The following is a 24746-nucleotide window of genomic DNA, read 5'->3' on the forward strand; positions in this document are numbered from 1 at the left end:
GACCGGCGGGAGCCCGCGGTGTTCCGGTACGGCCGCGAGCGGCAGTGACCGGCCCGGCACCGGTACCGGCCGGAGCAGTACGGGCCCACCGGAGACCGGTACGGGTCCGAGCGGTACGAATCCACCGGGCACCGGTACGGGCCCGGGCGGGACCGGCCCGTCCGTCCTCCGGCCGGAGGGAAGCCGCCGGGCGGCCGACACGGTCAGTCCTCCGGCGGGAAGACCGGTTCACCGCTCTCCAGCAGGGTGATCGCGATCGCCTCGACCGGGCAGTTCTCGGCGGCCGCGAGCACCGTCTCGTTCGCGTCCGTCGCCGCGTCCGTCGGACGGGCCTGCCGGGCCGAGTCCAGGGCGAAGCCCCCCGGTGCCGTACCCACGCACATCCCCGAGCCGATACAGACCCCGCGGTCGACCTCCACATGCCAGCGGTCGCCCATCCCACGCCTCCGTCCGTCGCGCCCGCACGGCGTCTCCGCCGCGCCCGTCTCCGCCGCTCGCTCCCGCCCGTTCTCGCCCGGGCCCGTAGCAGTCCCGCCCTCCCCCGCCCGTCCCCGGCCCGGTCAGGAGCCGTACCCGGCCGGCAGGTGGATCGTCTTGTACTCCAGATACGCCGCGTACCCCTCGGTCCCGAACTCCCGCCCCAGGCCCGAGTTCTTGTAGCCGCCGAAGGGGCCCAGCATGTCGAGGCTGAAGGTGTTGACGCTGTACGTCCCGGTCCGGATCCGGCGGGCGAAGTCGATACCGCGCTCCGGGTCGGCCGTCCAGACGCTGCCGCTGAGCCCGTAGTCGGAGTCGTTCGCGATCCGTACCGCCTCCTCCTCGTCCTCGTACGGCAGCAGACAGACCACCGGGCCGAAGATCTCCTCCCGCGCCACGCTCATCCCGTTGCCGACACCGCCGAGGAGGGTCGGTTCGACGTACCAGCCGTGCTCCATCTCCTTGGGGCGGCCGCCGCCGGTGAGCACCCGGGCGCCGTCCCGCAGGCCCGCCGCGATGTAGTCGAGGGAGCGGCGGCGCTGGCGCTCGGCGACCAGCGGGCCGATCTGGGTGGCGGGGTCGAGCGGATCGCCGACGGTCAGCGCGGCCGCGGCCGCCGTCAGGGCCTCGGCCAGCTCGTCGTAGCGTGCGCGCGGTGCCAGCACCCGGGTCTGGGCGACGCACGCCTGTCCGTTGTTCATCCAGGCCGCGGGCGCGATCCCGGCGACCGCCTCGGCCGCGTCGGCATCCGGCAGGATCACCGCGGCGGACTTTCCGCCCAGTTCGAGGGTGACCCGGGTCAGATTGCGCGCGGCGACCGCCATCACGCGCCGGCCCGCGGCGACCGAGCCGGTGAACGACACCTTGTCCACGCCCGGGTGGCCCACCAGGTACTCACCGGTCTCCCGGCCGGCGGGCAGGATGGACAGCACCCCTTCGGGGAGTCCGGCCTCGCGGACGATCTCGGCCAGGACATACGAGTCCAGGGGGGTCTCCGGGGACGGTTTCAGGACGGCGGTGCAGCCCGCGAGCAGGGCGGGCGCCAGTTTGGCCGCGGCGGTGAACTGGGGCACGTTCCACGGCACCACGGCCGCGACGACACCGACGGGTTCGCGCCGCACGAGAATCGGGCCGAGGACTCCCGCCCTCGGCTCCTCCTCCGCGACCGCCCGGGCCACGGTGATCGCCGAGTCCCAGACCATCATCGCGCCGAGCGCCTGGGCAAGGACGCTCCACGCGTACGGTGAGCCGTTCTGCGCGCTGATCAGCCGGGCCAGTTCCTCGTGGCGTACCGCGAAGGCGTCCCTGATCCGGCCGACGACCGCGATCCGCTCGGCCAACTCCATCCGGGGCCAGGGCCCCTCGTCGAAGGCACGGCGGGCGGCGGCGACGGCCCGGTCGACATCGGCCGGGCACGCGTGCGGGACCCGGCCGATGGGCCGCTCGGTATGCGGGGAGACGACCTCGATGGTGTCGCTCCCGAGGGGGTCGGTCCACACGCCGCCGACGAAAAACTGTCCGTGCTCCGTGAACTCCGTGGATCCGGTGGGCCCCTCGGGTCCCGTGGATCCGGTGGATTCCGCCATGGCCGCCGCCTCTCCCGCGCCGGGGTCTTCTCCGACCTGTCACTTTCTGACGCTCCGTCAGAACTGATATCAGCTCCGGGAGGAGTAATCCAGACCCGGGAGCCCGCCGCCGGGCCCGCCGGGCCCGGTGAGTGCGTACGGTGGGCAGATGAGCGGCACTCCCCCGCGCCCGCGCCCGGTACGTCCGGACCCCCGCCCCGCCGCGACGGGCGCCCGCCCGGATCCGGACCGACCGGCGACCGGCACCCGGCCCGGCCTGGTCTGGTACGCCTCGTACGGCTCCAACACGGACCCCGCCCGGCTGCGCGCCTATCTCGAGGGCGGCCGGCCGGCGGGGGCCGCGCGGTCCACCCCGGGCTGCCGGGACCCGCGGCCGCCGCGGCGCACCCTCCCGCTCGAACTCCCCGGCACACTGCACTTCGCGACCCGGTCGCCGGTCTGGTCCGGCGGCCGGGCGTTCTGGGACCCGGACGCCGGGGGCACCACCTGGGCCCGGGCGTATCTGGTCACGCTCGGCCAGTTCTCCGACATCGCCGCCCAGGAGATGTACCGGACACCGGGCCGGGGCCCGGACCTGGACCCGGCGGGCGCACTGGCCGACGGCCGCGAGGAGCTGGGTCGTGTCCGCAAAGTAGCGTCGTCCGCCCGGAGGGCGGGGCCTGCGGCGTCCGGTGCGTGCAATCGCAAGGCGGAGGGTTTCCCTCGTACTGGACGTACTCGGGAAATCCCGACAACGCAGCGAGTGTGCGTGCCGGGCGTCGCGGGCCAGGCGGGACTTTGCGGACACGGCCCAGGCCCCGGGCGGTACGAGACGCTGGTCTGCCCCGGGTACGTCGCCGGTCTGCCGGTCCTGACCTTCACGGCACCCTGGCACTGCGGCGAGGTCCCCGCGGTCTCCCCGTCGGCCGCCTGTCTCCGCCGTCTGGCGGCCGGACTGCTGGGGGCCGGGCCGTGGCGGGCACCCGAGATCGCCCGTTATCTGGCGGCGGCGCCGGGGGCGGAGGACTGGACACCGGAGCGGGTGGCGGAGCTGCTGGAGCCGGAGGGGGGAACGGGCTGACGGCCCCGCGCGGGAACCGCACCGACCGCAGCCGTGACCGTACGTGCCGCCCCCTCCGTCCCCGCCGCCCCGGCTTCGGCCGCCTCCGCCTCCGCCTCCGCCTCCTCCGCCCGTTCCTGAGCCGCCATCACCGCGTCGCCGTGCTCGAACGCCCAGGCCCCGAAGGCGCCGATCGACGGGAGCAGGCTGCGGCCCAGGCCGGTGAGCCCGTACTCGACGCGGGGCGGCGCGCCCGGAAAGGCCCGCCGCTCCACCAGTCCGTTGAAACACAGCCTGCGCAGCGTCTCGTTGAGGACCTTCGGACTGATGCCGCCGATCCGCTCGCGCAGCCGCCCGGGGCGCTCCGGACCGTCGCGCAGCGCCCAGATCACCACCGAATTCCAGGTGTTGGCGAGCAGGTCGAAGGCGAGCCGGGCCCGGCAGTCGGCGAGCGGGGGCTGGTCGGCGGTCATATACCGAATGGTGCCCGACCGGCTCCCTACTGTCGTGACCGTACGGCGGATACGGCGGATACGGCCACGGCGGCGACGGGAGCGGGCGGATGAGGATCGGGACGATCGGCAGCGGCGGAATGGCGGGGGCCCTGGGCGCGCAGTGGGTGCGGGCCGGGCACGAGGTCCTGATCGGCGGCCGGGACCCGGACCGGGCCGCGGCGTCGGCGGCCCGGATCGGCGCCCGGGCGGGCGGCCTGCGGGAGGCCGTCGAACACGGCACGGACGCCGTGCTGCTGGCGGTGCCCTACGCGGCGGCCACCGCCGTGGTGACCGGTCTGGCCGACGCCCTGGCGGGCCGGACCCTGATCGACTGCACGAACCCCGTCGCCCCGGGGTTCCGTCTGGTGACGCGGGGCGGGCACTCGGCGGCGGCACAAATCGCCGCGGCGGCACCCGGTGCGCACGTGGTGAAGGCGTTCAACCTCTGCCACGAGAGCGTGTGGCGGCTGACCCCGCCGGTCTTCGACGAGCGCCCGCTGGCGGTTCCGCTCTGCGGCGACGACCCCGGGGCGCTCGCCACCACGGGCCGGCTGGTCCGCGACCTGGGCTGTGAGCCCCTCGGCGGCGGCGGGCTCGACCGGGCGGGGCTGCTGGAAGCGACGGCCGCGTTCCTGATCGGACTATGGGTGGGCGAGGGAGCGGACGCCCAGGCGATCGCACCGCCGCTGCCGTACGCCGCACCGGGCGCGGGGCGGGGCTCCGACCGACCGGACCCGGACCCGGAGCCGGAGCCGGAAACGCACACGGAGCCGGTACGGGAGCGGAGCCGGAGCCGGTGCAGGAACGGAGCGGTTACGGGGACGGGGACGGAGAAGCGTCACCGAAGGACTTCCTGACAGTTCATCAGATCAGACTATGATGAAGTTGCCCTCGTCAACGAACACGACGCACGCGGCGGCGCGGCAGCGGCGAACCGCACCGCCCGCCCGTCGGGGCGGCAAGGCAGGACGGCAACACGAACGGCACCGACAGGCAGCGCGGCGGCGCGGAGCGCCGTACCACCCCGGAGAGCAGCCGAGGAGCGTGCATGGCGCAGGTCATCGACCACGGCGGCGGCGTCTGGTCCGTCCAGGTACCCATCCCCGACAACCCCCTCGGCCACACCCTGATCCATGTCCTCGACACCGGCCGCGGCCCGGTCCTCGTCGACACCGGCTGGGACGACCCCGCCTCCTGGGCCACGCTCGTGGCGGGGCTGGCCGCCGTCGGCACCACGGTGTCCGAGCTGCACGGAGTCGTGATCACCCACCACCATCCGGACCACCACGGGCTCTCCGGCCGGGTCCGCGAGGAGTCCGGGGCCTGGCTCGCGATGCATCCGGCCGACACGGCGATCGTCCGCCGCACCCGCGACTCCCACTCCTCCCTCTGGTTCGACTACCTGGCCGAGAAGCTCATCCGCGCCGGAGCCCCCGACACACACATCGCTCCCCTCTATGCGGCCCGCGCGGCCGGCCGGACCAGGGGCCTGCCCGGGCTGGGCGCGGCCCTGCCCGACCGGGAGATCGTCCCCGGTGAGCTGCTGCCCCTGGCGGGCCGGAGGCTGCGGGCGATCTGGACGCCCGGGCACACCCCCGGGCATGTCTGCCTCCACCTGGAGGAGGCCCATCCCACCGGGCTGCCCGGCCACGGCAGGCTGTTCTCCGGTGATCATCTGCTGCCCGGGATCACCCCCCATATCGGGCTCTACGAGGACCCGGAGGACACCGGCGCGGACGAGACCGACCCGCTGGGCGACTACGCCGCCTCCCTGGAACGCGTCGCGCGGCTCGCCCCGGCCGAGGTGCTCCCGGCCCATCAGCACGCCTTCACCGGCGCCGGGGCCCGGGTACGGGAGCTGCTCGCCCACCACGAGGACCGCCTCCGGGGCCTCCTCGCGCTCCTCTCCGTACCCCTCACTCCCTGGCAGGCGGCCGAGCGGATGGAGTGGAACCGCCCCTGGGAGGCGATACCGCACACCTCCCGGACGATCGCGGTCTCGGAGGCGGAGGCCCATCTGCGACGGCTGGTGAAGCTGGGGCGGGCAGAAGTCCTGCCGGGGATTCCGACCCGGTACGCGGCGGTCTGACCCGGGGCCCGCGGTGCGCGGCGGGCGGTGGGCGGCCCGTGGTGCGCGGCGGGCCCCTACCGCCACCGCGGCCCGTATCGCCACCGCCGCCGCTCGCACCACCGCCACCGCCGCCCGGGCCGACCCGGCCCGGCCCGGCCCGTAAAACCGGCGCCGTGGACGGCCCCGCTCCCGGCCGTCGGTAAAGTGGACGGGTCGTATCACGCCCTAACAGGGGGAAGCCGGTGCGAATCCGGCACTGACCCGCAGCCGTGAGCCGTCGGCGCGCACCGTGTCCGTGACCCCAGGTCACTGCCGTACGCGCCGGGGCAGAGTCGGAATGCCCTGTTCGCGGCCGTGACCGGCTTGCGCCACCGGAAGCCGCCGGTGGCCGGCACCCGTCGAGGAATACGGGGCCGGAGCCCTGGCGCGTCTCCCCCGACGCGCCCGTGCCCGGATCCCGGCAGCGTCCCGCAGAGGGCGCGGGAAGAGGCACCACCCGTCATGACCAACGCCACCGTACGCCGCGCGGCAGCCGCGCTCGCTCTCTCCGCCGTGTTCGGCGCCGCCCTGGCGCCCGCCGCGAGCGCCACCACCGCAACCCCGCCGCCGGCCGCCCCGCTGCCCTCGGGCCTCTACGGCACCACGGACCCGGCGTACGACGGCGTCTGGCGGCAGTCCCTGGCGCTGCTCGCCCAGGACACCGTCGGAGTGAAGCCGGCCGCCAAGGCGGTCGACTGGCTGGCCGCGCAGCAGTGCGCGGACGGGGCGTTCCCGGCGTACCGCGCCGACGCCTCGCGGGCCTGCGACGCGAAGCTGCCGCGGGACTCGAACGCCACCGCCGCCGCGGTCCAGGCGCTGGCCGCGACCGGTGGCCACGAGAAGACCGTGGGCAAGGCCGTCGGCTGGCTGAAGTCGGTGCAGAACACGGACGGCGGCTGGAGCTACAACCCGGGCGGGGCGAGCGACGCGAACTCCACGGCCGTGGTGATCGGCGCGCTGTCGGCCGCGGGTGAGAAGCCGGAGGCCGTGGTGCATGCGAAGGGCGGCAAGTCGCCGTACGACGCGCTGCTGACCTTCTCCCGGCCGTGCGGCGGTACGGACGGCGGCTCGTTCGTCTACCAGCCGCAGCTGCCGGGTGCCGTCGCCGACTCGACGGCCGCGGCGGTCGTCGCCGCTCAGGGCCTGGGCCTGGCGCCGAAGGCCGGGACCGCCGGTGCCGCCGCCGCCAAGGGCACGGCCTGTGACAAGGCCGCGAAGGGGCTGGCCGGCGCCGCCCTCAACGGCGGTGCCTATCTGTCGGCCGCGCTGGCGAAGACCGGCCACCTCCTGACGGCGCCGATGCCGGGTGCCGAGGACTCCGCGCCCAAGCCCGACTTCGGGAACACGGCGGACGCGGTTGTCGCGCTGGCCGCGCAGGGCCGGGCGGCGGAGGCCGGGAAGGCGCTGGAGTGGCTGAAGGCGAACGGAACCGGCTGGGCGAAGCAGTCCGGCCCGGCGGCGTACGCCCAGCTCGTCTTCGCCGCCAACGCCGCGGGCGCCGACCCCACGGACTTCGGCGGTACGGACCTGGTGGCGGGCCTGAACGCGACGGGTCCGGCACCCGAGTCGGCGTCGCCGTCGGCCGACGGCAAGAAGGACGAGAAGGACAACAAGAAGGACGACGACTCCGGCCCGAACATCTGGTGGATCGTGGGCGCCTTCTTCGCGGCGAGCGCGGGTGCCGGCTTCCTCCTCAGCGGCCGCCGCAAGCCCCGCCCGTGACCAGCGCCGACCGCGCGTCCGCTCCGGCCGCCACGACGACGGCCGGGGCGGCCGTACCCCCTGCCGCCGGAACGCGGCACACCGGCCGCCGCCCGGCGGCCCCCGGCCGGGCCACCCCGACCGGCCGTTTCACGGCGACCCGGCGGGCATCGGCCGTACCCGCGCGCCGGGGCGGTGCGCGGGGGCTCGCGCTCGTGGTCGCCCTGCTCAGCGCCGCCGTCGCGGTGCTCGCGGGCGCCGCGCCCGCGCAGGCCGCCGGTTACCGCTACTGGTCCTACTGGCAGGCGACCGGCACCACCTGGACGTACGCCACCGAGGGGCCCGCCCTGGCCCGGCCCGCGGACGGCGCCGTACACGGATTCCGCTTCGCGGTGAGCGCGGACTCCTCCGACGCCTCCCGGCCCCGTACCGCACCCGACTTCGAGGCCGTCTGCGGCACCACACCCGCCGTGTCCGGCACCAAACGCGTCGCCCTTGTCATCGACCCCGGCACCAGCGCCGACGCGCCCTCCGGCGAACGGCCGCCCGCGCCGCGTACCGCCTGCGCCCACGTCCACCGCGACGCGACCGCGGCCGAAGCGCTCGCCCGGGTCGCCAAGCCGCTGCGCTACGACGGGAACGCGCTGCTCTGCGCGATCTCCGGCTATCCGGCCACCGGCTGCGGCGAGCAGGTCGCGGCCGGGGCCGGGGCCGAGGACACCGCGGCACCCGGAACCGCGCCCGCGGACTCCGGCGAAGCAACCACCGCGGCAACCGGCGACAACAGTGACGGCGGCCCCTCCCTGGGGATCTTCGCCGCCGTCGCCCTGTTCGCCGTTCTCGGCGCGGCCACGCTCCGGCAGTCCCGCCGCCGGTCCCGGTGAACCGCCGCCCCGCCCCGGCCGGTCCGGACGGTCCGCCGCGCCCCCGGGCCGCGACCGTCCTCGCCCGGCTGCGCGCGCCGGTCGCGGACCGGGCCAACGCCGTCCATCCGGGTGCCTGGTGGCTCTGGGCGATCGGACTGGCCGCCGCCGCGTCCAGGACCACGAACCCGCTGCTCCTCGGGCTGATCGTGGGCGTCGCCGGATATGTGGTGGCCGCCCGGCGGACCGAGGCGCCCTGGGCGCGGGCGTATCTCGCGTTTGTGAAGCTCGGGCTGTTCGTGCTGGCGATCCGGGTGCTGTTCTCGGTTCTCCTCGGCGCCCCGATCCCGGGCACGCATCTGCTGTTCACCCTCCCCGAGGTGCCGCTGCCCGAGTGGGCGAAGGGCATCCGTATCGGCGGCCGGGTCTACGCCGAACAGCTCGTCTTCGCCGTCTACCAGGGCGCCAAGCTGGCGACCCTGCTGATCTGCGTGGGCGCGGCGAACGCGCTGGCGAACCCGGCCCGGCTGCTGAAGTCGCTGCCGGGCGCGCTGTACGAGGCGGGGGTGGCCGTCGTCGTGGCGATGACCTTCGCGCCGAACCTGGTCACGGATGTGGCCCGGCTCCGTACCGCCCGGCGGCTGCGCGGCCGTTCCACCGGCGGGCTGCGGGCGATGATCCAGATCGGGCTGCCGGTGCTGGAGGGCGCCCTGGAGCGTTCGGTGGCGATCGCCGCGTCGATGGACGCCCGCGGCTACGGGCGGACCGCGAGCGTGCCCCCCGCGGTCCGGCACACCACGACGGCTCTGACGCTCGGCGGACTGCTGGGTGTCTGCGCCGGGACGTACGGACTGCTGGCCGCCGAGGGTGCGGCGTACGGGCTGCCGCTGCTGGCCGGGGGGCTGGCCGCGGCCGTCGCCGGGCTGCGGCTCGGCGGCCGCCGGACGGTCCGCACCCGCTACCGGCCGGACCGGTTCGGGCCCCGGTCCTGGCTGGTGGCCGGTTCGGGCGCGGCCGTCGCGGCCCTGATGGTGTGGGCGGTGTCGTACGCACCGGGCGCGCTGGAGCCCGGAGTGGTGCCGCTGACCGCACCGGTGCTGCCGCTCTGGCCCGCGGCCGGGGTGCTCGTCGGTCTGCTGCCCGCTTTTGTCGCCCCCGTCCCCGTCTCTTCCCCCGCTTCCCCTGCTTCTCCCGCTTCTCCCGCTTCTCCCGCTTCCCCTGCTCCTCCTGCTTCTCCCGCTTCCCCTGCTTCCCCTGCTCCTCCCGCTTCTCCCGCTTCTCCCGCTTCTCCCGCTTCCCAGGAGTCACCGTGATCCGGTTCGAGAACGTTTCGGTGACCTACGACGGCGCGCCCGCGCCGACGATCGGCGGGGTCGATCTGACCGTGCCGGAGGGCGAACTCGTCCTCCTGGTCGGCCCGTCCGGGGTCGGCAAGTCGACCCTGCTCGGCACGGTCTCCGGACTCGTACCGCATTTCACCGGCGGTACGCTGCGCGGCCGGGTCACGGTCGACGGCCGGGACACCCGTACCCACCAGCCGCGGCAGCTAGCGGACATCGTCGGCACGGTCGGCCAGGACCCCTCGGCACACTTCGTCACGGACACCGTCGAGGACGAGCTGGCATACGGCATGGAGTCGCTGGGCACTCCCCCAGATGTGATGCGCCGCCGGGTGGAGGAGACCCTCGACCTGCTGGGCCTCGCGGGGCTGCGGGAGCGGCCGATCGCGACGCTGTCGGGCGGGCAGCGGCAGCGGGTGGCGATCGGCTCGGTGCTGACCGCGCATCCCCGGGTGCTGGTCCTCGACGAGCCGACGTCCGCGCTGGACCCGGCGGCCGCCGAGGAGGTGCTGGCGGTGCTCCAGCGGCTGGTGCACGACCTGGGGACGACGGTCCTGATGGCGGAGCACCGGCTGGAGCGGGTGGTGCAGTACGCGGACCGGGTGGTGCTCCTGGCGGAGCCGGGCGCCGCGCCGCTGAGCGGGACGCCCGGGGAGATCATGGCGGTCTCCCCCGTATACCCGCCGGTGGTGGCGCTGGGCCGGCTCGCGGGCTGGGATCCGCTGCCCCTGTCGGTCCGGGACGCCCGGCGCCGGGCGGCTGACCTGCGGGAACGCCTCGGCGACCCGGCGCCCGGCGCCGTACCCGCGGATTCCGGCACCGTACCCGCTGAATCCGGCACCGTACCCGCTGAATCCGGCACCACACCCGCGGAATCCGGCGGCGAGCCGGTGGCCGGGCTGACCGATGTCGGTGTCCGGCACGGGCGGGTGACGGCCCTGCGCGATATCGATGTGACGTTCACGGGCGGCGAGACGGTCGCCCTGATGGGCCGGAACGGCGCCGGGAAGTCGACCCTGCTCGCCTCCCTCGTCGGGCTGGTCGAACCGGTGTCGGGCAAGGTGTCCGTCGGCGGTGCCGTACCGCACCGGACCCGGCCCCGGGATCTGATCCGGCGGGTGGGGCTGGTTCCGCAGGAGCCGCGGGATCTGCTGTACGCGGACACCGTCGCGGCCGAGTGCGCGGCGGCCGACGCCGACGCGGGCGCGGCGCCCGGCACCTGTCTGGGCCTGGTGGCGGAGCTGCTGCCGGGCGTGGCGGAGGAGACGCATCCGCGCGACCTCTCGGAGGGACAGCGGCTGGCGCTGGCCCTGGCGGTGGTCCTGACGGCCCGGCCCCCGCTGCTGCTGCTCGACGAGCCGACCCGCGGTCTGGACTACGCGGCGAAGGCCCGGCTGGTGGCGGTGCTGAAGGACCTGGCGGCCCGGGGGCACGCGATCGTGCTGGCCACGCACGATGTGGAGTTGGCGGCGGAGCTGGCGCGACGGGTGCTGGTGCTCGCGGACGGGGAGATCGTCGCGGACGGCCCGATGGCGGAGGTCGTAGTGGGCTCCCCGGCGTTCGCCCCGCAGGTGGCGAAGGTGCTGGCGCCGCGGCGGTGGCTGACCGTGGCGCAGGTGGAGGCCGCTCTGTGAGTGACGTATGCGCGGCCACCGAGCCGCACACCCCGCCCGAGAGCCGCGCGCGTGGCACGAGCGGTGCGCGGCCGGTCCGTCTCGGTCCCCGTTCCACCGCGGCCCTGGTCCTGATCAGCGCGATCGGGGTCGCCTTCTTCGGCTGGCCGCTGCTCGCCGACGAGCGGTCCGGGGTGGTGGCGCATGCCGAGGACGCCCCCTGGCTGTTCGCCCTGCTGCTGCCGCTGCTGGTGGCCGTCGTCGTGGCGACGATCGCCGATACCGGGATGGGTGCGAAGGCGGTCGCCATGCTGGGGGTGCTGGCCGCGGTGGGCGCGGCGATGCGGCCGCTGGGTGCCGGGACGGCAGGCCTGGAGCCGATGTTCTTCCTGATGGTGCTGGCGGGCCGGGTGCTGGGGCCGGGCTTCGGCTTCGTCCTCGGCTCGGTGACGCTGTTCGCCTCCGCGCTGCTGACCGGCGGGGTGGGGCCGTGGCTGCCGTTCCAGATGCTGGCGATGGGCTGGTTCACCATGGGCGCGGGCCTGCTGCCGGGCGCCGAGCGGCTCCGGGGGCGGGCGGAGACGCTGATGCTGGCCGGGTACGGCGCGGTCGCGGCGTTCGCGTACGGCACGGTGATGAACCTCCAGGGCTGGACGATCGTCCCCGGCATGGCGACGGGCATCTCCTTCCAGCCCGGCGAGCCGCTCCAGGAGAATCTGGTGCGCTTCTTCGCGTATGTCGCGGCGACATCCCTCGGCTGGGATCTGGGGCGGGCGGTCCTCACCGTCGTACTCACCCTCACCGTCGGCCCGGCGGTGCTGGGGCTGCTGCGGCGGGCGACACGGCGGGCCGCCTTCGAGGCGCAGGTCACATTCGAGGGTGTGGCGGAGGGTCCGGCGGGTGAGCCGCCCCACAGCCCCCGGAGGGGGTACGAGGCGCCTTCGTAGCCGGACGGCGGGTGGTACCGCCGCCGACCGGTGGGAGTCACGGCGCGTGGCTGCCCGGGTGCGAGGCCGCTTAGTACGAGGGCTCGTTGCGAGGGGGCCCGGGCGGCGGCTAGAACTGATCCCGTCGCCGGACGCCGAGTGTGTTTCCCCCGCTCCGGCCTGGCGGCAGCCCCCGTCCCCGACGTTAGGTTCCCCTGTGCCCCGCACCGCCGCCGCCGTTCTCCGCCGCCCGTCCCGCCATGCGCTCGTGGGTGCCGCGCTCGTCGCGACGTCCGCCGCGATGGTGCTGGGCCTGAACCCGGCCCCCGCCGCTGCCGCCCCCGCGGCCGCCCCGGCCCAGGTTCCGGCCGCGGTGGAGGCCGCGTCCGCGAAGGCGCTCGCCCAGAAGATGATCGGCAACGACGCGCAGTTCCAGTGCTTCAGCCAGATCGTCGCCAAGGAGAGCAACTGGGACGTCCAGGCGTCGAACCCGTCCAGCGGCGCGTACGGCCTGGTGCAGGCGCTGCCCGCGACGAAGATGGCCACGGCCGGTTCCGACTGGAAGACCAACCCGGAGACCCAGATCGAATGGGGTCTGAACTACATGAAGGAGCGCTACGGCAGCCCGTGCGCCGCCTGGACGAAGTGGCAGACCCAGGGCTGGTACTGATCCGGATCCGCTGACCGGCCTGCTCCGAAGGGCCCCGTACGGCACACCGCCGTACGGGGCCCTTCGCCGTTCCCTCCAGCCCCCTCAGCCCCCTCAACCGGTGGCGGGGTCCCCGCCCTGCCCGGCCCGCAGCAGCAGATGCCCCCGGCGGAACCGCTCCCCTTCGGCCGGGTCGCGGACCATCCGCCCGGTCTCGGTGAAGCCCGCGCCGGCGGCGAGCCGCGCCAGGTCGTCGACGGGCCAGCAGTAGGCGGGGGTCACCCGGTGGTCGAAGACGGTGACCGCGTCGCCGTCCGCGTCCGACGCGAAGAACGCCAGCAGCAGATGCCCGCCGGGCGCGAGCGCCCGGCGGAACTCGGCGAAGTACGGAGGCAGCTGCGGCGGCGGGACATGGATCACCGAGTACCAGGAGACGAGGCCCGCGGCCGCGCCGTCGGCCAGCTCCAGCGCGTCCATCGAGCCGACCTCGAACCGCAAGTCCGGATAGGTCTCCCGGGCCAGGCCGATCATCACGGGCGACAGGTCGATCCCGAAGACGTCCAGGCCGAAGCCCCGCAGATGCGCGGTGACGGGCCCGGGCCCGCAGCCCAGCTCGGCGACGGGCCCGCCACCGGCGGTCCGCACCAGCTCGGCGAAGGCCGCGAAGACCTCGTGCTCGGGGGCCGCCGCCCGGAGGTCGTCCCGGGCGAGGGCGGCGTAGGGCAGGGCGACGGCGTCATAGGCGTCCGCGGTCCGGCGGCGGTACGCGGCGGAGCCGGAGCCCTCGTCCGAGAAGGGCCCGTCCGCGAAGGGCCCGGCGGCGGGCCGGATCCCCGGCTCGGCGGGGGGCCCGGTCGGGGGCTGCTTCGGGGGCCGGGTCGTGGGCCGGGGCCTAGGGTCGGTCATGCGCAGGGACCCTAGCGGGCCGCCCGGACATCACGCCCGCCCGTTTCCGTCCCGGCCCGTACCGGCCGCGGGCCGGTGACCACCGACCGGTGACCGGGCCCGGGGCCACCGCCGCATCACACCCCCGCTACACCCGCTGGATGATGGTCGCCGTCGCCAGCGCGCCGCCCGCGCACATCGTCACCAGCGCGGTCTCCTTGTCGGAGCGCTCCAGCTCGTGCAGCGCCGTGGTGATCAGCCGGGCGCCGGTCGCGCCGACCGGGTGGCCCAGGGCGATCGCGCCACCGTTGACATTGACCTTCTCCAGATCCTGTTCGAAGACCTGCGCCCAGCTCAGCACCACCGAGGCGAAGGCCTCGTTGATCTCGACCAGGTCGATGTCCTTCAGGCTCATGCCCGCCTTGCCGAGGACGGTACGGGTCGCGTCGATCGGGCCGTCGAGATGGAACCGGGGCTCGGCGCCGACCGCGGCCTGGGCCACGATCCGGGCCCGCGGCTTCAGCTTCAGCGCCCGGGCCATCCGCTTGGACGCCCACATGATCGCCGCGGCGCCGTCGGAGATCTGCGAGGCGGTACCGGCGGTGTGCAGCGCGGTCGGCAGGACCGGCTTCAGCCCGGCCAGCGCCTCCATGCTGGTGTCGCGGAGGCCCTCGTCGCGGTCGACGAGCCGCCACATGCCCTGCCCCGCCGTCTGTTCCTCCTCGGTGGTGGGGACCTGGACCGCGTACGTCTCGCGTTTGAACCGCTCCTCCGCCCAGGCCGCCCGGGCCCGTTCCTGGGAGAGCAGCCCCAGGGAGTCGGTCCGCTCCCGGGTCAGGCCCCGGTGGCGGGCGATCCGCTCGGCCGCCTCGAACTGGTTGGGCAGGTCCACGTTCCACTCGTCGGGGAAGGGTTTGCCCGGCCCGTGTTTGGAGCCGCTGCCGAGCGGTACCCGGGACATCGCCTCGACGCCGCAGCTCACCCCGATGTCGATGACCCCGGCGGTGATCATGTTGGCCACCATGTGGGAGGCCTGCTGGGAGGAGCCGCACTGCGCGTCGACCGTGGTGGCGGCGGTCTCGTACGGCAGTCCCACCGCGAGCCACGCGTTGCGCGCGGGGTTCATGGACTGTTCGCCGGCATGGGTGACCGTACCGCCGACGATCTGCTCGACGCAGTCGGGCTGGATGCCGGTACGGCCGAGGAGTTCGCGGTAGGTCTCGCCCAGCAGATAGGCCGGATGCAGATTGGCGAGGGCTCCCCCACGCTTGCCGATGGGGGTGCGGACGGCTTCGACGATGACGGGTTCGGCGGCCATGGCTCGTCCTCTCCTTGGGCTGCGCGAGCGGTCCCGGCGCTCCGCGCAAGAACTAGTACGCGTTCTAGTTCTCTTGCCAGTCTGCTGACTGTTACCCCGGGTACGCAAGGGTCTTGCAAGCCCTTACTGCACCGCCCGGAGGCCACAGTTCGCCGCGCGCCCCTTGCTACTTCTAGAACTCGTTACTAACTTGCGCTCGAATTCTGATGGGTCGTCAGAGAAGAGCTGCCGATGGTTCCCATGTCCTGTCCCCATCTGCCCGACCCCCCGCCATCCGGGGGGTCCGGCCGGCCCGGGAGGTCCGCCCTGCCCGAGGGCTTCGACCCCACCGACCCGGATCTCCTCGGATCCCGGGTGCCGCACCCCGAGTTCGCGCTGCTGAGAGAGGTCGCCCCGGTGTCCTGGTGCGCCCAGCGGCACGGTGTGTCCGGTTTCGACGACGACGGCTACTGGGCGGTGACCCGGCACGCCGACGTCAGATTCGTCTCCACCCACCCGGAGCTCTTCTCGTCCTGGGCCAATACCGCGATCATCCGCTTCAACGAGTCCATCCAGCGCGACCAGATCGACGTCCAGCGGCTGATCATGCTGAACATGGACCCGCCCGAGCACACCCGGGTCCGCCAGATCGTGCAGCGCGGCTTCACACCCCGCGCGGTCGGCTCGCTGCGCGCCGCGCTCGCAGAGCGGGCTCTGAAGATCGTGGACGAGGCGGTGGCGCTCTCCCGCGACGGCGGCTCCTTCGACTTCGTCTCCAACATCGCCGTCGAACTGCCGCTCCAGGCCATCGCGGAGCTGATCGGCGTCCCGCAGGAGGACCGGTCGAAGATCTTCGACTGGTCGAACACCATGGCCTCGTACGACGACCCCGAGTTCGCCGTGACGGAGGAGGCGGGCGTCCAGGCGTCGATGGAGTTCCTCTCGTACGCGATGGACCTGGCCGCCGCCCGTAAGGCGTGCCCGGCGCGGGACATCGTGACGCAGCTCGTCGCGGCCGAGGGCGCGGGCAACCTCTCCAACGACGAGTTCGGCTTCTTCGTCATCCTGCTGGCCGTCGCGGGGAACGAGACCACCCGCAACGCCATCACCCACGGCATGCACGCGTTCCTCAGCCATCCCGCGCAGTGGGAGCTGTACAAGCGGGAACGTCCGGCGACCGCCGCCGAGGAGATCGTCCGCTGGGCCACCCCGATCGTCGCGTTCCAGCGGACCGCGACCCAGGATGTGGAGCTGGGCGGCCGGCTGATCCGGCGCGGCGACCGGGTGGGGCTCTTCTACTCCTCGGCCAACAACGACCCGGAGGTCTTCGAGGACCCCGGCACCTTCGACATCACCCGCGACCCCAATCCGCATCTGGGCTTCGGCGGCGGCGGGCCGCACTTCTGTCTGGGGAAGTCGCTGGCGGTGATGGAGATCGACCTGATCTTCAACGCGATCGCGGACGCCCTGCCCGGCCTGAGGCTGGTGGACGAACCGCGGCGGCTGCGCTCGGCGTGGCTGAACGGGGTCAAGGAGCTACGGGTGACCACGGACGGCTGACCCGCGACACCGGCAGGACGACACCGGCCGGGAGACACCCGGACCACCCGGACCATGCGGACACCGGCCGCAGGCCGGATGCTCACCGTACGGTGCCGGTGCCGGACCACCCGGTCCGGCACCGGCGTCAGGTCGCCGACTTCTGGGCGACCGCCGTCCCGCCGCCGTCCTCCGGCGCCGTACCGTCCTCGTCCGGATGCCGCTTCTCCGGGACCGCGGCGGCCACCGGCGCCGCGGCGCTCTCCCCCGAGGTCCGGGCCGCGGGTACGGACACCCGCGCCGTCACGGCACCGGCCGCCGCGGCTGCGGACACCGGACCCGGCCCGGCACCATCACCCGCAGACCCGGACTCCGCGTTCGCCGCCGCCGCCTTCGGCAGCAGCGACCGCCGACCCGACAGGACATAGGTCAGCCCGAAGCCGGCCCCGACCACCACCGCGCCGCCCACCGCGTCCAGGATCCAGTGGTTGGCGCTGGCCACGATCACGTACAGCGTGATCAGCGGATGCAGCAGCCCCAGCGCCTTCATCCACAGCTTCGGTGCCAGCATCACGACCACCACACCGCACCACAGCGACCAGCCGAAGTGCAGCGACGGCATCGCGGCGTACTGGTTGGTGACCGCGGTCATCGCACCGAACTCGGGGTTCGCGAGGTCCTTCGTACCGTGGACCGTGTCGACGAAGCCCATGCCCGGCATCAGCCGCGGCGGTGCCAGCGGATAGAGCCAGAAGCCCACCAGCGCCAGCAGGGTGGCGAAGGCCAGCGAAGCCCGCGCCCAGCGGTAGTCGGTGGGGCGGCGGATGTAGAGCACCGCGAGGATGGCCAGCGGCACCGGGAAGTGGAAGGACGTGTAGTAGAAGCCGAGGAAGTCCGTCAGCCACTCCGACTTCACCGCGGCCTGGTTGATCGCGTGCTCGATGTCGATGCCGAGGGTCTGCTCGATGGACGCGATCTGCCGCCCGTGCTCCTCGGCGGTCGCCGTGGACGCGGTCGCGGCCAGCCGGATCTTGGAGTAGATGGCGTATCCGACGCGGATCGCCACCAGCTCCAGCAGCAGGTTCGGGCGGCTGAGGGCACGCTTCCAGAACGGCAGCAGCGGCACCCACCGCCAGCGGGAGTCCGGCGGGGTGACGTACTGCGTCGGCAGGGGTCTGCGGAAGTGCGGATCCGTACGGGAGAGGAACGGCACGGCGCAGGCGGCGGCCAGCGCGGCGATCAGCACGGCGTTCTCGCGCACGGGCTGGACCACCGCCAGGTTCGGCAGCAGCATCTTGCTGGGCAGCGTCACCGTGAACACCGTCAGCACCGGCCAGAGCATCCGGTCCGCGGCCTTCTTGCCGACCCGGCCGACGACGGCCAGGAGCAGCCAGAGGAGCTGGTGCTGCCAGGTGGTGGGCGAGACGGCGACGGCGACACAGCCGGTGATCGCGACGGCGAGCAGCAGCTGTCCGTCCCGCGCGTAGCGGACGGCGCGGCGCAGACCGAACCAGGTCACGGCAGCGGCCAGGGCCAGATAGAGCACGATCTCCAGCGGCCCTTCGAGGCCGAGGCGGAGCAGTGCGCCGTGGAGGGACTGGTTGGCGAGCTGTTCGGGGCGGGCGGCGAGCCCGGCGCCCGCCACATGCTGCACCCAGTAGGTCCAGGAGTCCCCGGCCATCGCGGCCCAGGCCACCGCCGTACCGGCGGCGAAGGTCGCGGCCGAGGTCACCGCGGCGCGGCGGCGCCCGGTGAACCAGAGCAGCGGGGCGAAGAGCAGCACCGTGGGCTGGAGGGCCGCGGCGATACCGATCAGCACCCCGGAGGCGCGTTCCCCACGGGCCAGGAAGCAGCCGAGGAGGACGAGCAGGACCGGAATGATGCTGGTCTGGCCCAGGTAGAAGCTGTTCCGTACGGGCAGCGACAGCATCAGCAGGCTGATCGCCACGGGCGCGGCGAGCAGCGCGCTGCGGCGGGACACCGGTCCGGGCAGTGCCCGGGCCACGATCAGGCCGATGGCGACGACCAGCAGCAGGGTGGCGAAGGTCCAGGCCACCCCGAGGCTCTGTTCGGCGGTACGGGTGAGCGGCTTGAGCACCAGCCCGGCGAAGGGTGTGCCGGTGAAGGCGTCGGTCTCGTAGAGCGACCCCTTGACGTGCAGGACGCCCTCGGGGCCGAGCCAGTTGCCGAGGTCGGGCAGCCGCTCGCCCGGCGGCCGGCGCAGGACCACCGCCAGTTGCCGTACGGCGAGCACGGCGGCCAGGAGCCACAGTGCGGCCCTCGCCGCGCTCATCCTGGTGGCGGCCCCCCTCGCGGTATCACTTCCGCGCACGCTGTGCTCCGCGTTCGCCACGACCCGCCGCGCCTCCTCTGCATCCCGAATTGCCTGTGTTTCCCGGTCCGGCGTCCGCCTCCACCTGCCGAAAGGTGACGGGGCCCCGAAGAAGCCTCGCATTGCCCCCTGAGTGAGACTCGGGCAACCCCCTCTTTGCCTGACTGTCGCCCGGTTTTGTTCGGATGTCCGGCCGGACGCGCGGCTGAGGGCACGCCCGGGGAACATACAAGAACCGCGACCCGGCCGTCCGTGCCTCTTATCACGCCGCACATCACGCCGCGGGGCCGGACGAGCGCCCCGGGCATAGGTTGAGGCATATGACCGACGCACATCAGAACGAGGAAGAGGCGCTCTGGAGCGCCGTCGACACCTATGTTACGGACCTTCTGGCTCCGGCCGACCCGGCGCTGACAGAGGCACTGGAGGCCAGCGACGAGGCGGGGCTGCCCCGGATCGCGGTCGCCCCGAACCAGGGCAAGCTGCTGCACCTGCTGGCGCGGGCCCAGGGTGCGCGGACGGCCCTGGAGATCGGGACACTGGGCGGCTACAGCACGATCTGGCTGGCCAGGGCGTTGCCGGCGGGCGGCAGGCTGATCTCGCTGGAGTACAACGAGCGGCATGCGGAGGTGGCGCGGGCGAATCTGGCCCGGGCCGGTCTTGACGGGATCGCCGAGGTGCGGACGGGCCCGGCACTGGAGACGCTGCCGAAGCTGGAGGCGGAGCCGGGAGCGGGCCCCTTCGACTTCTTCTTCATCGACGCGGACAAGGTGAACAACCCCCGCTATGTCTCCTGGGCGCTGCGACTGTCCCGGCCGGGGAGTCTGATCGTGGTGGACAACGTGGTGCGGGGCGGGGCGCTGGTCGACGCGGAGTCGGAGGATCCGTCCGTCCGGGGGACGCGAGAGCTGTTCGAACTGGTGGCGCGGGAGCCGAGGCTGGACGCGACGGCCTTCCAGACGGTGGGTACGAAGGGGTACGACGGGCTGCTGGTGGCGCGGGTCGTCGACTGAGCGGGGGCGGGCGGGCTCCGGCGCGGCGCACCCGGAGCCCGTCGCAGCCCGTCTCGTCGCGGCCCGTCTCGTCACAGCCCGCGCCGTCGCTGCCCGTCCCGTCGCCATGCCCGCCGTTGCCGTGCGTCCCGTCGCCGCCCGACCCGTCGCCTTGCGCCCTGGTGCCGTGCCCATCCGCCCCGCCGCGGCCCGCTCCGTCCATCACCGCGTGCCGGCGCTCACCCGGCGGCGGACGGCCGCCCCGTCTCCCCCTCGGCGGCCAGCCGCCGCTTGGCCTCGGCCCAGTCCACCGGCAACTGCTCCACGGGCACCTCCCAGAAGCGGAAGGCCGAGTCCTGCATGGTGGGGCGGAGTCCGGTCATGATGCTCCGGTGGGGCTCGGCCCGGGTGTAGGCGTAGAGCGCGTCCCGGCTCTCCCAGGCGGAGAGGGTGAAGAACTCCCGGTGCAGCGGACGGGCCTCCAGGGCGGCGCCGAGCGCTCCGGGTGCGGTGCGCACCTGTCGCCAGGCGGCAATCGACTTCAGGAAGAAGCGGGGGACGTCCTTCAGCGAGCGGACCCGGAACCGAGAAGCCATGACCAGCGCTTCCGTGCCGGGCCGGGCGGGGTTCGGGGTGGTCCAGGGCAGGGTTGGCACGGAAACCTCCATGATGGCGAGTCCGACTATCCATAACAGACAGTAGCACTATCCGATTCCCATAACGCTCGGGATTTCTTCGCGTTCCACTGCCCCCCGCCGAGCGGCCGCCCCCGCCGTATGAACCCGCCCCTGTCCGGCCGGCACCCCGGGCCACCGGCCGGACAGGGGCGGGCGATACGGTCGAAGCTCCCAGAGGTCCCTTTCTGCGAAGGATGTCCCATGGCCAGCGTGGTGAAGATCAACGTTCTGACGGTCCCCGCCGAACAGCGCGAGGTGCTGGAGAAGCGGTTCGCGGCCCGTGCCGGATCGGTGGAGAACTCCGACGGCTTCGAATGGTTCGAGCTGCTGCGGCCGCTGGAGGGTACGGACCAGTACCTGGTGTACACGCGGTGGCGCAGCGAGGCCGATTTCGAGGCGTGGATGGCCGGTTCGATGCGTGGCGCCCACAAGCCCGCCGAGGGCTCCGAAGGCGGCCAGGGGGGCGAGGGCGGCGAGAAGCCGAAGCCCGCGGCCACCGGTTCGACGCTCTGGTCCTTCGAGGTCGTCCAGTCCGCGGGTCCCCGCCCGTCCGACGCGGGCTGACACCGTACGCGACGCCGCTCCCTCCCCCTCCCCCGCCGCCCGGCCACCGGTGGACAAAACCGCTGGCCGGAGCGGGGGCGGCCCGGGTAGACAGGGCTCATGCCACTGCCCGCCACCGCCCCGGCCTGGACCTTCGCCCCCGAACCGGTGGGCTCGCCCGCCGCGACCCGGCTCCGGCGCGCGTACTACGGCGAGGTCGCCGGGCGCTACTGGCGGCGGCGGGCGACCGACGCGGAGATCGACGAGGGCCTGTGCGGTGACGGGGCCGGTCTGCTGACCCCGCCCACCGGGCAGTTCGTGGTCGGCCGGTACGGCCGGGATCCCGGGGCGGCGCCGCTGGCCTGCGGCGGGGTCCTGCTGCTCGACGCCGGACGGGCCGAGCTGACCCGGGTGTACATCGACCCCGGGGCGCGCGGCACGGGCGGCGGCGGGCCGCTGCTGGCGGCCCTGGAGGACGCGGCCCGCGCCCTGGGCGCCCGCCGTGCGGTGCTGAACACCCGGCTGGACCTGGTGGAGGCGCGGGCGCTGTACCGGCGGCACGGCTACCGGGACATCCCGGCGTACTGCACCGGCCCGTACACGGAGGTCTGGTACGGCAAGGAGCTGACCGGCTGACCGGGTCGCGAGCCGCCCCGGCCGCCCCGGCTCCGGCTCCCGGAATCGCGGCACCCGCCCACCGCAGGCCCCACCCACCCGCCTGTCCTCGCGCGCCTGTCCTCGCGCGTCAGTCCCCCGCGTCAGTCCTCCCGCGGCGGTGACGGAGGCCGCCGCCACGACGACGGCGGGGCATGGTCCCCCCGGGGCTCCCCGCCCGGCCGCTCCTGGTCCGATCCGCAGAGTTCGGCGCTCAGCTCCTGCACCAGCTGCACCAGGTCGGTGGGCCGGTCCGGCCCCCACCAGTCCCCCAGCAGTTCGGCCAGGGACTCCTCCCGCGCCTTGGCCAGCCGCACCGCCGACTCCAGCCCCTTCTCGGTAAGAACCAGCTGGACGCCCTCGCGGGCCGCGAGGCCGCGCTCCTCCACCTGCCGGGCCGCGTCGGTGATCACCGGCAGCGGTACGGGGGTGGTGTCGGCCAGCAGCCCCGGTTCGACGGTGCCGTGCCGCCGGATCCGCAGCAGCAGCCAGCTCGCCGCGGGCAGCAGGTCGTACCCCGCCCGGGCGGTGATCTCCTCGTAGATATGCCGCCGCCCCTCCCGGGACCCCAGCACCGAGAGCGCGCGGGCCGCCTCTTCGTGGGACGAGCGCTCCACCGGATTGGAGGCCAGCGTCTGGCTGGGGTCGGGTGCGGTCACCGAGCCCCGCAGCCGGTCCTCCCGCAGGAACCACGAGATCACGAAGGCGAGCAGCACCACCGGGACGGCGTACAGGAAGACATCGGTGATCGCGGAGGCGAAGGCGTGCAGCACCGGGCCGCGGAGGGCGGGCGGCAGCTGGGAGATCGCCTGGGGGTCGGCCGCCAGTTCGTCGGCCCCCGCGCCGGGCGGCACGGGCCGACCCGCCAGTACCGCGGAGAGCTTGTCGTTGAGCCCGTTGGAGAAGATCGTGCCGAAGACGGCGACGCCGAAGGAGGCTCCGATGGAGCGGAAGAAGGTGGCGCCGGAGGTGGCGACGCCCAGGTCCTCGTACCGCACGGCGTTCTGCACCACCAGCACGAGCACCTGCATGACCAGGCCGAGCCCGAAGCCGAAGACGAAGAAGTAGATGCTGATCTCCCAGTCCGGGCTGAACTCGGAGAGCCGGTGGAGCAGGAGCAGGCCGAGCGCCGTGATCCCGGTGCCCGCGACCGGGAACACCTTCCAGCGGCCGGTACGGCTGACGAGCTGCCCGGACGCGGTGGAGGCGATCAGCAGCCCGAGGACCATCGGCAGCATGTGCACACCGGAGAGCGTCGGGCTCACCCCCCGGACGACCTGGAGGAACGTCGGCAGGAAGGTCATCGCCCCGAACATCGCAAAGCCGATGACAAAGCTGATCACCGAGACGAGGGTGAAAGTCCGGATCCGGAAGAGGTGCGGCGGCAGGACCGGCTCCGCGGCCCGGAACTCCACCAGGACGAAGCAGACCAGCAGCACCGTTCCCAGCACCGCCAGACCGATGAGCTGCGGCGAGCTCCAGCCCCAGGTGGTGCCGCCCAGCGAGGCGACCAGGACGAAGCAGGTGGCGACCGAGGCGATCAGGAAGGTGCCGAGATAGTCGATGGTGTGCTTGGTGCTGCGGGTCGGGATGCGGAGTACGGCGGCGATGACGACCAGGGCGACCGCGCCGACCGGCAGGTTGATGTAGAACACCCAGCGCCAGCTCAGATGCTCCGTGAAGAAGCCGCCCAGCAGCGGGCCGAGGATGCTGCTGGCGCCGAAGACCGCGCCGAAGAGCCCCTGGTAGCGGCCGCGCTCCCGGGGCGGGACGATATCGCCGACGATCGCCATCGACAGCACCATCAGCCCGCCGCCGCCCAGTCCCTGGAGGGCCCGGAAGCCGATGAGCTGCGGCATGTTCTGGGCGATCCCGCAGAGCGCGGAGCCGATGAGGAAGATGACGATCGCGGTCTGGAAGAGCTTCTTCCGGCCGTACTGGTCGCCGAGCTTGCCCCAGAGCGGGGTCGCGGCGGTGGAGGCCAGCAGATAGGCCGTCACCACCCAGGACAGGTGCTCCAGACCGCCCAGCTCGCTGACGATGGTCGGCAGGGCGGTGGAGACGATGGTCTGGTCGAGCGCGGCGAGCAGCATCCCGAGCAGCAGGGCGCCGATGGCGAGCAGGATGCCGCGCCGGTCCCGGACCTCGCCCGGCGCCGGGTCGACGGCGTCGGTGCGCACCTGTTCCTGTGCCATACGGGTCTCCTCGCATCCGGAACCCGGCGAAGGTCACACCCCGATTCGCCACTCCCATAGTGGGGCGTACAGGACATTACGGCCCGCCGAGCGAAGGGAGGGTGGCACTTTCGGCCAGCTCTTTGTACCATCGTTGAACAAAGTGGCTCCGCCCGTCTCCCTGACCGGTGGGCGGAGTCACCTTGGCCCCGCCGGTGCGCGGCCGCGCACCGCTCCGCGTGCGCCCCGCGGACGCCGACGGAACCGCTCGTTCCCGTACGCCACCGCAGCGCGCCGCCGCCCTGCCCGGTCGGGTCCAGGCCGCTGCCCTCGCCGCGCCAGGAGAGTACGCCCATGCAGGCCACCACCCTTACCGCCCGAGCCCTCCTCCTCGACATGGACGGCACCCTCGTCAACTCGGACGCGGTTGTGGAGCGCATCTGGCGGGAGTGGGCCGTCGAGCACGGTCTCGACCCCGACGCGGTGCTGAAGGTGGTCCACGGCCGCCAGGGGTACGCGACGATGGCGGAGCTGCTGCCCCACCGCCCGATGGCCGAAAACCATGCGGAGAACGCGGTGATGCTGGCCCGCGAGACCGCCGATATCGACGGCGTGGTCCCGATACCGGGCGCCCCCGCGTTCCTCGCCGCGCTCTCCGGCCTCCCGCACGCCCTGGTGACCTCCGCCGACCTGGCACTGGCGACGGCCAGGATGGCGGCGGCCGGGCTGCCGATGCCGGAGGTCAGGGTCACCGCCGAGTGCATCCGCGACCTGATCGCCGCCGGTGTCCCCGCCGGAGAGATCGCCGTCCTCTACCGGATCAACGCCCAGTCCGAGGTCTACGAGCAGGCACTG

At 73.8% G+C, this 24746-nt stretch carries 21 protein-coding genes, 1 pseudogene and 1 riboswitch; of the genes and pseudogenes, 14 read left to right on the plus strand and 8 right to left on the minus strand.

Annotated features, from left to right (window positions below; genetic code table 11):
• Positions 1-203 precede the first annotated feature (203 nt).
• Both ACWDR0_RS19865 and ACWDR0_RS19870 read right to left on the minus strand, forming a co-directional pair.
• Positions 204-437 (minus strand): ferredoxin, encoded by a 234-nt coding sequence (locus ACWDR0_RS19865; protein WP_456353013.1) that lies wholly within the window; start codon positions 435-437, stop codon positions 204-206.
• Positions 438-560: 123 nt separating this feature from the next.
• Positions 561-2063: an aldehyde dehydrogenase gene (locus ACWDR0_RS19870; RefSeq protein WP_456353014.1), complete on the minus strand. Its 1503-nt coding sequence runs from the start codon at positions 2061-2063 to the stop codon at positions 561-563.
• A 148-nt stretch (positions 2064-2211) separates the two neighbouring features.
• Here ACWDR0_RS19870 and ACWDR0_RS19875 point away from each other — a divergent pair, with 148 nt between their 5' ends.
• Positions 2212-3123, plus strand: a complete 912-nt coding sequence (locus ACWDR0_RS19875; RefSeq protein ID WP_456353015.1) for a histone deacetylase — start codon at positions 2212-2214, stop codon at positions 3121-3123.
• Positions 3124-3230: 107 nt separating this feature from the next.
• Here the strand turns inward: ACWDR0_RS19875 and ACWDR0_RS19880 are convergent.
• Positions 3231-3575: pseudogene (locus ACWDR0_RS19880) on the minus strand (winged helix-turn-helix transcriptional regulator); the annotation flags it as partial.
• A gap of 89 nt (positions 3576-3664) precedes the next feature.
• Here ACWDR0_RS19880 and ACWDR0_RS19885 point away from each other — a divergent pair.
• The 8 genes from ACWDR0_RS19885 (at position 3665) to ACWDR0_RS19920 (ending at position 12819) form a co-directional block, all read left to right on the plus strand.
• Positions 3665-4453: an NADPH-dependent F420 reductase gene (locus ACWDR0_RS19885; RefSeq protein WP_456353016.1), complete on the plus strand. Its 789-nt coding sequence runs from the start codon at positions 3665-3667 to the stop codon at positions 4451-4453.
• A gap of 191 nt (positions 4454-4644) precedes the next feature.
• Positions 4645-5685, plus strand: a complete 1041-nt coding sequence (locus ACWDR0_RS19890; RefSeq protein ID WP_456353017.1) for an MBL fold metallo-hydrolase — start codon at positions 4645-4647, stop codon at positions 5683-5685.
• Between the two features lie 214 nt (positions 5686-5899).
• A riboswitch (cobalamin riboswitch) is annotated at positions 5900-6010 on the plus strand.
• A gap of 158 nt (positions 6011-6168) precedes the next feature.
• Positions 6169-7428 (plus strand): prenyltransferase/squalene oxidase repeat-containing protein, encoded by a 1260-nt coding sequence (locus ACWDR0_RS19895; RefSeq protein ID WP_456353018.1) that lies wholly within the window; start codon positions 6169-6171, stop codon positions 7426-7428.
• 194 nt (positions 7429-7622) lie between these two features.
• Positions 7623-8291, plus strand: a complete 669-nt coding sequence (locus tag ACWDR0_RS19900; protein ID WP_456353034.1) for an SCO2322 family protein — start codon at positions 7623-7625, stop codon at positions 8289-8291.
• Positions 8292-8359: 68 nt separating this feature from the next.
• A complete protein-coding gene (locus ACWDR0_RS19905) occupies positions 8360-9583 on the plus strand; it encodes an energy-coupling factor transporter transmembrane protein EcfT (RefSeq protein WP_456353035.1) in 1224 nt (407 codons plus the stop codon).
• Positions 9580-11244: an ABC transporter ATP-binding protein gene (locus ACWDR0_RS19910; RefSeq protein ID WP_456353019.1), complete on the plus strand. Its 1665-nt coding sequence runs from the start codon at positions 9580-9582 to the stop codon at positions 11242-11244. The genes ACWDR0_RS19905 and ACWDR0_RS19910 overlap by 4 nt, the downstream gene beginning before the upstream one ends.
• Positions 11245-11348: 104 nt before the next feature.
• On the plus strand, positions 11349-12170 hold the full coding sequence (locus ACWDR0_RS19915) for an ECF transporter S component (protein ID WP_456353036.1): 822 nt from the start codon (positions 11349-11351) through the stop codon (positions 12168-12170).
• A gap of 196 nt (positions 12171-12366) precedes the next feature.
• Entirely contained in the window at positions 12367-12819 is a 453-nt protein-coding gene (locus ACWDR0_RS19920) for an aggregation-promoting factor C-terminal-like domain-containing protein (RefSeq protein ID WP_456353020.1), read from the plus strand.
• Positions 12820-12912: 93 nt separating this feature from the next.
• Here the strand turns inward: ACWDR0_RS19920 and ACWDR0_RS19925 are convergent, their stop codons facing one another.
• Positions 12913-13704: a class I SAM-dependent DNA methyltransferase gene (locus tag ACWDR0_RS19925; protein WP_456353021.1), complete on the minus strand. Its 792-nt coding sequence runs from the start codon at positions 13702-13704 to the stop codon at positions 12913-12915.
• A 127-nt stretch (positions 13705-13831) separates the two neighbouring features.
• A complete protein-coding gene (locus ACWDR0_RS19930; RefSeq protein ID WP_456353022.1) occupies positions 13832-15001 on the minus strand; it encodes a steroid 3-ketoacyl-CoA thiolase in 1170 nt (389 codons plus the stop codon).
• A gap of 240 nt (positions 15002-15241) precedes the next feature.
• On the opposite strand from ACWDR0_RS19930, the gene ACWDR0_RS19935 reads away from it, so the two are divergent.
• A complete protein-coding gene (locus tag ACWDR0_RS19935) occupies positions 15242-16540 on the plus strand; it encodes a cytochrome P450 (RefSeq protein WP_456353037.1) in 1299 nt (432 codons plus the stop codon).
• Between the two features lie 127 nt (positions 16541-16667).
• Here the strand turns inward: ACWDR0_RS19935 and ACWDR0_RS19940 are convergent, their stop codons facing one another.
• The gene (locus ACWDR0_RS19940; RefSeq protein WP_456353023.1) at positions 16668-18812 is read right to left on the minus strand and encodes a bifunctional glycosyltransferase 87/phosphatase PAP2 family protein; all 2145 of its coding nucleotides are present in this window, start codon (positions 18810-18812) and stop codon (positions 16668-16670) included.
• A 359-nt stretch (positions 18813-19171) separates the two neighbouring features.
• On the opposite strand from ACWDR0_RS19940, the gene ACWDR0_RS19945 reads away from it, so the two are divergent.
• Positions 19172-19864, plus strand: coding sequence for an O-methyltransferase (locus ACWDR0_RS19945; protein WP_456353024.1), 693 nt, complete (start codon positions 19172-19174; stop codon positions 19862-19864).
• A 218-nt stretch (positions 19865-20082) separates the two neighbouring features.
• On the opposite strand, the gene ACWDR0_RS19950 is transcribed toward ACWDR0_RS19945, so the two are convergent.
• A complete protein-coding gene (locus tag ACWDR0_RS19950; RefSeq protein ID WP_456353025.1) occupies positions 20083-20499 on the minus strand; it encodes a DUF3291 domain-containing protein in 417 nt (138 codons plus the stop codon).
• Positions 20500-20721: 222 nt separating this feature from the next.
• On the opposite strand from ACWDR0_RS19950, the gene ACWDR0_RS19955 reads away from it, so the two are divergent.
• Positions 20722-21084 carry an antibiotic biosynthesis monooxygenase family protein gene (locus ACWDR0_RS19955; RefSeq protein WP_456353026.1) on the plus strand — a complete coding sequence of 121 codons (363 nt, stop codon included), beginning with the start codon at positions 20722-20724 and terminating at the stop codon, positions 21082-21084.
• 99 nt (positions 21085-21183) lie between these two features.
• Entirely contained in the window at positions 21184-21699 is a 516-nt protein-coding gene (locus ACWDR0_RS19960) for a GNAT family N-acetyltransferase (protein ID WP_456353027.1), read from the plus strand.
• 122 nt (positions 21700-21821) lie between these two features.
• Here the strand turns inward: ACWDR0_RS19960 and ACWDR0_RS19965 are convergent, their stop codons facing one another.
• Positions 21822-23912 (minus strand): DHA2 family efflux MFS transporter permease subunit, encoded by a 2091-nt coding sequence (locus ACWDR0_RS19965; protein WP_456353028.1) that lies wholly within the window; start codon positions 23910-23912, stop codon positions 21822-21824.
• Between the two features lie 333 nt (positions 23913-24245).
• Here ACWDR0_RS19965 and ACWDR0_RS19970 point away from each other — a divergent pair.
• Positions 24246-24746, plus strand: a 501-nt coding sequence (locus ACWDR0_RS19970) for an HAD family hydrolase (protein ID WP_456353029.1), incomplete at its 3' end; no start/stop codon positions are given.

It is taken from the genome of Streptomyces sp. NPDC003691 (assembly GCF_053981115.1).